Raw genomic sequence first — 8,317 nt, 5'->3', positions numbered from 1 at the left:
TACTCGTGAATGAGTCTTTGAACTCCGTTAACGAGTCTTTGATACTCGTGAATGAGTCTTTGATACTCGTGAATAAGTCTTTGAACTCCGTTAACAATGATTCAGAATCTCAAGAACAGAGGCGAAACCACAGCATTCAAACTTTTACAGGCGGTTCCCAAAGACACAAAAGATTTCTTGATAAAACTAGTACAACACGGCGGAAATAGAGCAACCATTTAAAAACCCTAAAAAGCCCATTTCGTAATACTTTTGAACGCCAGTTGCTTTAAGTCGGCAGAGCCGCCCAACGCACTGGCTCCTTTTGAATGAGTGACTTCCGCCTTGCGGTACTAGGTTATACGATCGCTACCGCAATGGAGGCGATCGCACCACAATTTCTCAACCCTACGGGATCTTGCTACGGCACGACATCTTACCAGTTCAGCTTTTATGAACCAACAGTGACGGTGTAAGATAACACAAAGGGTTTGAAATTAGCTCCAGATTTGGGAGTACCGCTTAACTCCAATTCATAAGCTCCTACTTTGGGAAATACGATCTCGGCTCCGGGAATGTTTTTATATTGCTTAGTTGATACACTATGTAAACTGGGCTTCAGCAATGGGGTATCAGTTTCGCTGTGAGGTTGAGGGTAAACAGCCAACTGACAGTTACATTGTGTCAGGGGAATTAGTCGCCCGCCTTTACGGGTGAGGACAATCCAAGCATGAGCGGTTTTGCCAGCTTGAGGATTGTCATTGGGTTCAATATGCAGCATCCCGCCTACGTCTTGTGACACCTTTTCGGTATGGGCATTAACTGGTGTGGCAATCAGAACCGAAATTAATAATAGCCATCCCAAATTCTTTTCTAGGGTAAAGTGGAACATAGAGTTTCAAAGAGTAAGCGAAGTAGACTAGCTTGACTGGGGAAAGGCAATTAAAGGAAAATTCAAAGATTTTTGATGCTATTTTTCCACCAGTATTTAGGAACGATAATTTTAAAAGAATAGTTGCGTCAAAAGACAACCTGTCAAACTTCGCCCGAAAATTCCTTACCAACTACTAAGGCTTAATCCCAACTTAAAACTTGTTAACTTCTGAACTTGCGACCTAAGTATCTAACTTAAAGTCTCATTAACTTATTACTTATGATAGTTACTAAAACTCACCTGGATGAGTGAAAGTAGTCAGAGTAAATATACTTACTAACTGAGGTTCAAAGCATGGACTCGACAGGTAAAGTTCTAATTGTGAACTCGTCCTGGTACCTTCCAATGCCGTTGAAAGAGTATGCAATGAGCCGAGTGACTGTCTACTTTTATAACGATGGGTGGGTTCCAATTAAATATTGTTTTTTGGAGAAGGCAATTGTGCTTCACCAGAAGGCAAAGCTAGAAGGCAAGGAAATTTTATTATTTCCTGCTGATCTAGACCCGAATGAATTCTCAAACTCTTTTAACTAAAATGGATTGAGGTAGACTATTTTTCAAAAATCTTGGCAACAAATGAATCGGCTAGAGAGGCGTACATATATATGTACGCCTCTACTTGTAAATGGGATTAAAAATTCGTGCGAACTTGAAAGTCAAAGGTGCGGCAGATGGGCGAGTTTCAAATTTCTATAGCGCAGGTGTCAAAGCGCCTTGCAGCCGCAAGTGATATGGAACCAAGAATATTAAGAGTTTCTAGAAGTGCTTATTTAACAACTTCTGATACAAACTGTCAGAGACCTAGAAGGATGTAGATTGAAGGCTTTGAACAACAATAGCTAGATCAATGAGTTTCATAGTCGCAGCTTGATCGAGAATTCCGAGGATGCCTGTGATGATAAACCCTCTTTCTTTAGGGGTGCGACGCGCCTTCATTTCGTCTAGCAGGAGTAAATCTGCATTCAGTTCTTAGGCTAAAAGAATGACTTCACGTTCTCCGGGATCGAGTAGCTCGACAATTTCATCTGAAGGTTGATTGACAACTTGAATTTTGAGCCAAGTGGATGGAGTCGCAATCCAGGCTTGGACAAATGGTGGAGTGGATGCATTGGATAGTTCGCTATGGACTGCCAGAGGAATGATGATTTGCCCGAACAATTCGGGTAAAAGATTAATCTGCCCAATCAGGATCAAGTAGTTGATTGGAGAAGTATTGGAAACAATAATCATTGTGTGCCTAAAACGCTGCGGATGTTTTGAACATCTTGTTTCAGGTCGTCTTCAGTGTAAGGCAAGTAGGCTTTTTCACGCTTGAGAAATTCGTAGGTTTCCCAACGGGAACAAAAGTTGAGTATTCGGCGAACTTCAGCTGCTCCAATGTGACCTTGGCGATAGCTGTCAGCCGCAATAAGTTCCAAAATTCGACGAGAAATGTTGGCGGGTTCGAGTTGCAGTTGATTAGCAATGTTGTCAGGGAGTTCTATTAAAATATGCATTGGTTATTCTTTTAGAGATGTTGAACATTTGCCATTGCAAAAGCACCTTGAAATATTTACACGAAGGGCAAGGAGGAAAGAGGAAGGGGGAAAGGTAAAAGTTCTAGTAATCAAACTAACCCAGAACGGAGTGCCACAACTGCTGCTTGCACGCGATCGTCTACTGCTAATTTATTCATAATCCCCCGGACATGAGTTTTGATGGTGTTGGGACTGAGATAGAGTTTTGCGGCAATCTCTGGGTTACTCAACCCGTCTACCATGAGTTTCAACACTTCTAACTCGCGCCCAGATAAGTTGGCGGTATTAGTGGTGGGTGAGGGCGGTTTGAGATTATCAATTACTCGCCGCGCAATTTGGGGATCGAGATAGGCTGCACCATCAACTGCGGCTGCGATCGCACTTAACAATCGTTCCACACTTGCACCTTTGATGCAATATGCATCTGCACCGCTAGACAGGGCAGCAATAATTTCTGTTTCCGTTTGATGAGATGTCAGCATCACCACATGAGTTGCTGGCAACGCCGCCTTAATTTGCTGTGTCGCTGCAATGCCATCCAATCGCGGCAACCCAATATCCATAACCACCAAATCAGGTTTCAGTTGCAGTGCTGCTTGAACTCCCAAATAACCATCTTCTGCTTGTCCAACTATCTCCAACTGAGGATGAGCCATTAACGATTGCTCTAATCCCAGTTGCATCATCGGATCATCTTCGACAATTAACACGCGCAACGGCGGAGCATTTATCGGTAAATTTAAGGGATAGCGAGTATCTAAAGACATTTTTATCAGTTAGGAGTTATTCAATTTTGGATTTTGGATTGAAGGAAAAATTTAAAATCTAAAATTGTCCCAGTTAGGAGTTAAAAGTTCTTCATAAGTTTTTAGTTCAAAACCCATAACTCCTAACTCCTAACTTTTCAATTTTGGATTTTGGATTGAAGGAAAAATTTAAAATCTAAAATTGTCCAAGTTAGGAGTTAAAAGTTCTTCATAAGTTTTTAGTTCAAAACCCATAACTCCTAACTCCTAACTTTTTTATTCTTCCACGCGATAGCCTAACTCTGCTAAACTGATCCGCGACTGTCGCCATTTTGGCTGGACTTTGACAAACAATTCTAAGTAAACTTTACCAGCGATTAACTTTTGGATTTGTTCACGAGCTTCACTACCAATCGCTTTGAGCATTGCTCCGCCTTTGCCAATGAGTATGCCTTTTTGGGAATCGCGCTCGACGTTGATGGTAGCAAGTACACGGGTAATACTGGGAGTTTCTTCTACTAGATCAATAGCGATCGCTACTGAATGGGGTACTTCTTCACGAGTCAATAATAAAATTTGTTCTCGGATCAATTCACCCATAATAAAGCGCTCTGGCTGGTCAGTTACCAAGTCTGGAGGATAGTATAATGGCCCAATTTCTAAATGTTCAATTAATAATTCTTGAAGTTGCGGTAATCCTGCATTAGTCTTGGCAGAAAATTTCACGATTTCCCATTCATGGGACTTAGCCATCTGGGCGTAACTATCATCTAGAAACTGAGAATCCGCGGGTTGTTGGTCGATTTTGTTCGCACCCACAATTATCGGTGTTTTGCTGCGACTGAGCAAATCGGCAATATAGCGATCGCCTGCACCACATGCCACCGCTCCATCTACCACAAATAGCACTACATCTACCGATTCAATCGCAATTTTGGCATTTTGCACTAAAACTTCCCCCAATTGATGATGGGGCTTATGAATTCCTGGCGTATCTACAAATATTAACTGCGCCTTTGGTGTAGTTAATATACCGCGCAAACGGTTACGTGTTGTTTGTGCTACTGGTGATGTAATGGCAATCTTTTGTCCTACTAATTGATTCATCAAAGTAGATTTACCGACATTGGGACGACCAACAATGCCGATAAAACCTGATTTAAATTCAGGAGGAGCCTGTGGGATTGTTACTTCTCCTGAAAAAGAGAAAGTGTAATTTTCAATACTAGTCACCTTTGGCTCCACCCTCATATTTTACAGCTGGGATAACTTGATTTTTTCTTAGACACAAAACAAGCATAAAATCACCCTGGCATTTTTAGGGATTGTTTTTGCCGAGGTTTAATCTACTACTGGCTCTACACTTAATATTTTACAGCTGAGATAACTTTGTTTTGTTTTTAGATACAAAACAAACATAAAATTACTTTGGCATTTACAGAGAAGATTTTTACTTAGGTTTAATCTGCTGCTAACTTTGGCTTAAATTTCATCGACTACTCAATATATTTGGATCAAAATGTCAATAAAAGATATTAGAGAACGCAAACGCATAGGAATTCTTACCAGTGGAGGTGATTGTTCTGGCTTAAATGCTGTGATTAGGGCTGTAGTAAATTGTGCTGTGAATACCTACGGCTGGGAGGTTTTGGGAATTCGTCAAGCGACTCTAGGATTAATGGCGCGTCCACCACAATTCACCAAGCTGGAAATTGATCAAGTTGACTCGCTATTAACTGCGGGTGGCACAATGTTGGGGACAACCAATAAAGGCGACCCTTTTGCTTTTCCAATGGCGGATGGAAGTTTATGCGATCGCTCCGAAGAAATTATTGCAGGTTATCATCAACTAGATTTAGACGCTTTGATTGGGATTGGCGGCGATGGTAGCTTGGCAATTCTCCGTCGCCTCGCCCAACAAGGCGGGATTAATCTAGTTGGTATTCCTAAAACGATTGATAACGATATTGGCGTTACTGAACATGCCATCGGTTTTGATACAGCAGTCAATATTGCCACGGAAGCACTAGATCGGTTACATTTTACTGCTGCAAGTCATAGCCGAGTCATGATTTTAGAAGTAATGGGGCGTGATGCCGGACACATAGCAATAGCTGCGGGAATTGCGGGGGGAGCAAATGTAATTTTAATTCCGGAAATCCCTTACACAGTTGACCACATTTGCCACAAAATCAAAGAACGCCAAGATAAAGGCAAAAACTATTGTTTGATTATTGTTTCGGAAGCGGTTCGTACCCAAGATGGGGAAAATGTGACGATTACAAATCGTTTAGGTCAATCTCGATACGGTGGAATTGGCGAATATTTAGCAGATAAAATTATTCAGCACATTGGTGTAGAAACGCGAGTCACAGTTTTAGGACACATTCAACGGGGTGGAACTGCTTCACCACTCGATAGATTAGTTGCAACTGTTTTTGGCGTTGCGGCGGTTAATCTAATTGCCGAAGGTAAATACGATCGCATGGTGACTTGGCAAAATCGCCAAGTATTAAGTGTACCAATTACAGAAGCGATCGCTCAATATAGCGCCGTCGATCCGAATGGTACTTTAGTTAAAACCGCTCGTGGTATGGGTATTTATTTAGGCGACTAAATTTAGTGCTGTTAGCGGATAGCTAGGGTTTAGCCCGTGCTGAGTGAGAAGTTTTTTAACTCCTCACTCCTAACTCCTAACTAATAACTCCCAATACGAACTCGCCTTCATTCACAGCCTGATTAGTTGCGACATCATAAACTAATCCATCCTGTTGAGCGCAGACATCAATTACACTGGGTAACTTACCTTCTTTATTAAAACTGAGAATTTGATACAGTTTTTCTCCAGCTTTTACTGAACTACCTAATTTTATTCTGGATTGAATCATGCCACCTGCGATCGCATAATATTTTTTCCTGTTGCTGCTAGATGTGAAAGTCATTTCATGGGTTTTTGTGTCATCCAATAAATCAGGAATTTGCAGTACACCTTTTTGTGCTAAATAGTTTTTCACACCCTGTACACCTTTAGCGACTGAATCAGGGTTCATTTGCATTCCTGTTCCCAATTCCAGTGTCCAAGCTTCCACATCAAACTTGATTTCTCTACCCAACTCTTTAAAACAAGCTTCCAGTGCTAACCAAGGTTTGATAAAAGCTTCATCAAAAGCATCACCATCGTATTTATCAAGTAAAATTCCAAAATCAAACCCGAAGTATTTCGCACTGTCTTCTCGATTTCGGAAGTAATAAAGGTACTCTAAAGCTTGATCTGTAGAACTATGTAAGTCAATTAAGTAGTCTGCATCTAAACTCAGATTTTGTAGTTTGTAGCTAAAAACCTTAGTGTAGGGCACACTACTAGGAGAATTAATTTTTTCTAAATTTTTCGCAAATTGTTGCTTAATTATAGTTAGATAATTTTGTCGAACCACCTCTAGCTCAATATGAAGTTGAGATTTAGTAAAAGCTACTAAATCATCAGCTTCTTTTTCGTAGTCCCAAAATATGCGATTCCAGTCTTTGGCTTCGTAAACGCAATATCGTCCAGGAGAGAAATGATGAGCGCGTTCATTTGTCCCCATTGGATTACAAACTGGAACTAGCCAAATTTCTCCAGTTAAATCTGTATCATTTATTGTTAATAAAAACTCAATTAGCTGGTGAATAACGGCATTGCCAGCAATTTCTGCACCGTGCAGGTTAGATTGAATGTAAACCTTTTTACCAGGTTGAGCGCCGATGAATTTGTATAGTTGTAAGTAGAGGCGATCGCCCGAAGCCATTTGACGTAAGAAAATAGTTTCAATAACTGGCAGCATAAGAGAATTCAGTGATAATTTGAGTAAATTATGGCTGTATTTGTACCGAATTAAAAGCCACGTAAACCCAAATCATACCAAGTATCTTTGTAGGGTGTGTTATGCCGTTCGCTTTTAGCGTTCCCGCACCCCTAAGCTACACGTAGCATCTCTGATAGGAGAAGGGTAGGCTAATGCACCAAATTATCTATGCAGAGAGTCTTTTATAGCAATAATGGGTTACGACGAAGGTGTAACCCACCCTATATTTACAAATATCCCCACCATACTAAACAAATATTGCGAATTAGCTATGCTCAATTTCTTTTGTTAGTCAAACAAGAGAAATTGAGACATAAAGAGCGACAAGCTGAGGCAGAAGCTCAGAAAGTTCGGATCAACTCAACTGGAGGGGGACGTAAACTCAATTAAACACTCAGGGATTAAAACACGAGATAGAGGAATTAACAAACTCATGCCCCGTTTGCCAAAGTGCTGTAGCAAAAAGAGCTATCTGCAAAGATAAATTTCTCAAAGCCAGTCGTAGACAAACTAATGGAATTTCCATTGTTGTTGAAACTGATGTTGGCACTTTCAAGGGTATTGCCAGAAAGAACACCAGATACAATCACTTGGGAGCGTTTGAAAGCGCCCAAATCCAGGGTGTCAAAACCGTCCCCGCCATTAACACTCGCTTCCCCAAATCCTTTGAAGTAGTCATTCCCAGTGCCCAGATCAATCTTGATCCCGCCACCGATAGAGACTTTTTGTTGAACTCCATCTAGGATACTGGTGGCGATCACAGAGTCATTCCCATCGCCAGTCTTGATGATTCCTTGTCCATAAATGCCATAGGCAGTAGCACCAATTGTTGAAGATGCCTGTCCGGTAAGTTTGTCAGAATCCTTGCCCGTATCAATGACTCCATCGTTAAAGATGCCATAGCTGATGGCGTTTTTTTCAGAACTGTTCCCATAACCGATAATCGTGTCGTTGCCCCACCCTGTAGTAATGGTGGCGTCTTTAGTGTTTTGGATGCCGATTCCAGTACCGCCATCGCCGTTGCCGACAGGACTGGTGCCACTGTTGCCGCCGTTCCCTGTGCCGATGATCGTGTCGTTTGCGTTCCCTGTATTAAAACTGCCACTATTGGCGATGCCTGTCCCAGTAGCACCGTTGGCGCCCTTGTCGTATGGGGGGTATTGTATACCGTCCTGGCGGCCACCGCTGCCGCCAATACCTGTGCCAGTGATCGTGTCTTATCCGTCTCCGGTATCCAGAACCAAACTGTTAGAAATACCAGTTCCAGTACCGCCAGCGCCCATGATGTAAAACACACAG

The 8,317-nt window shown here is 41.7% G+C and carries 9 protein-coding genes and 1 pseudogene; 3 read left to right on the top strand and 7 right to left on the bottom strand.

Going from position 1 to position 8,317, the window contains the following annotated elements:
* Both Q0541_RS08855 and Q0541_RS08850 read left to right on the top strand, forming a co-directional pair.
* Nucleotides 1–209: pseudogene (locus tag Q0541_RS08855) on the top strand (hypothetical protein); the annotation flags it as partial.
* 99 nt (nt 210–308) lie between these two features.
* Nucleotides 309–455 (top strand): hypothetical protein, encoded by a 147-nt coding sequence (locus Q0541_RS08850; protein ID WP_298908403.1) that lies wholly within the window; start codon nt 309–311, stop codon nt 453–455.
* Here the strand turns inward: Q0541_RS08850 and Q0541_RS08845 are convergent.
* The 5 genes from Q0541_RS08845 to era all read right to left on the bottom strand — a co-directional run bounded on the left by Q0541_RS08845 (nt 431) and on the right by era (nt 4,427).
* A complete protein-coding gene (locus Q0541_RS08845) occupies nt 431–871 on the bottom strand; it encodes a hypothetical protein (RefSeq protein ID WP_298908401.1) in 441 nt (146 codons plus the stop codon). The genes Q0541_RS08850 and Q0541_RS08845 overlap by 25 nt on opposite strands.
* A gap of 1,011 nt (nt 872–1,882) precedes the next feature.
* Nucleotides 1,883–2,143 carry a hypothetical protein gene (locus tag Q0541_RS08840; RefSeq protein ID WP_298908398.1) on the bottom strand — a complete coding sequence of 87 codons (261 nt, stop codon included), beginning with the start codon at nt 2,141–2,143 and terminating at the stop codon, nt 1,883–1,885.
* A complete protein-coding gene (locus Q0541_RS08835; protein ID WP_298908393.1) occupies nt 2,140–2,409 on the bottom strand; it encodes a UPF0175 family protein in 270 nt (89 codons plus the stop codon). The genes Q0541_RS08840 and Q0541_RS08835 overlap by 4 nt, the downstream gene beginning before the upstream one ends.
* Before the next feature lie 110 nt (nt 2,410–2,519).
* The gene (locus Q0541_RS08830) at nt 2,520–3,197 is read right to left on the bottom strand and encodes a response regulator transcription factor (protein ID WP_298908390.1); all 678 of its coding nucleotides are present in this window, start codon (nt 3,195–3,197) and stop codon (nt 2,520–2,522) included.
* 255 nt (nt 3,198–3,452) lie between these two features.
* Complete coding sequence (gene era / locus Q0541_RS08825; RefSeq protein ID WP_298908383.1) at nt 3,453–4,427, bottom strand: GTPase Era; 975 nt, start codon at nt 4,425–4,427, stop codon at nt 3,453–3,455.
* A gap of 283 nt (nt 4,428–4,710) precedes the next feature.
* On the opposite strand from era, the gene Q0541_RS08820 reads away from it, so the two are divergent.
* Nucleotides 4,711–5,793 carry an ATP-dependent 6-phosphofructokinase gene (locus Q0541_RS08820; protein WP_298908414.1) on the top strand — a complete coding sequence of 361 codons (1,083 nt, stop codon included), beginning with the start codon at nt 4,711–4,713 and terminating at the stop codon, nt 5,791–5,793.
* A gap of 76 nt (nt 5,794–5,869) precedes the next feature.
* Here Q0541_RS08820 and Q0541_RS08815 read toward each other — a convergent pair whose 3' ends face one another.
* Both Q0541_RS08815 and Q0541_RS08810 read right to left on the bottom strand, forming a co-directional pair.
* Entirely contained in the window at nt 5,870–6,997 is a 1,128-nt protein-coding gene (locus Q0541_RS08815; RefSeq protein WP_298908380.1) for a succinylglutamate desuccinylase/aspartoacylase family protein, read from the bottom strand.
* A gap of 452 nt (nt 6,998–7,449) precedes the next feature.
* The gene (locus tag Q0541_RS08810) at nt 7,450–7,779 is read right to left on the bottom strand and encodes a hypothetical protein (RefSeq protein WP_298908377.1); all 330 of its coding nucleotides are present in this window, start codon (nt 7,777–7,779) and stop codon (nt 7,450–7,452) included.
* Between the last annotated feature and the right edge of the window lie 538 nt (nt 7,780–8,317).

Source organism: uncultured Nostoc sp., assembly GCF_937863485.1.
Taxonomy (GTDB): domain Bacteria; phylum Cyanobacteriota; class Cyanobacteriia; order Cyanobacteriales; family Nostocaceae; genus Nostoc.
Note: the sequence above shows the minus strand (reverse complement) of the source record. Positions and strands in the feature narration are given on the sequence as shown.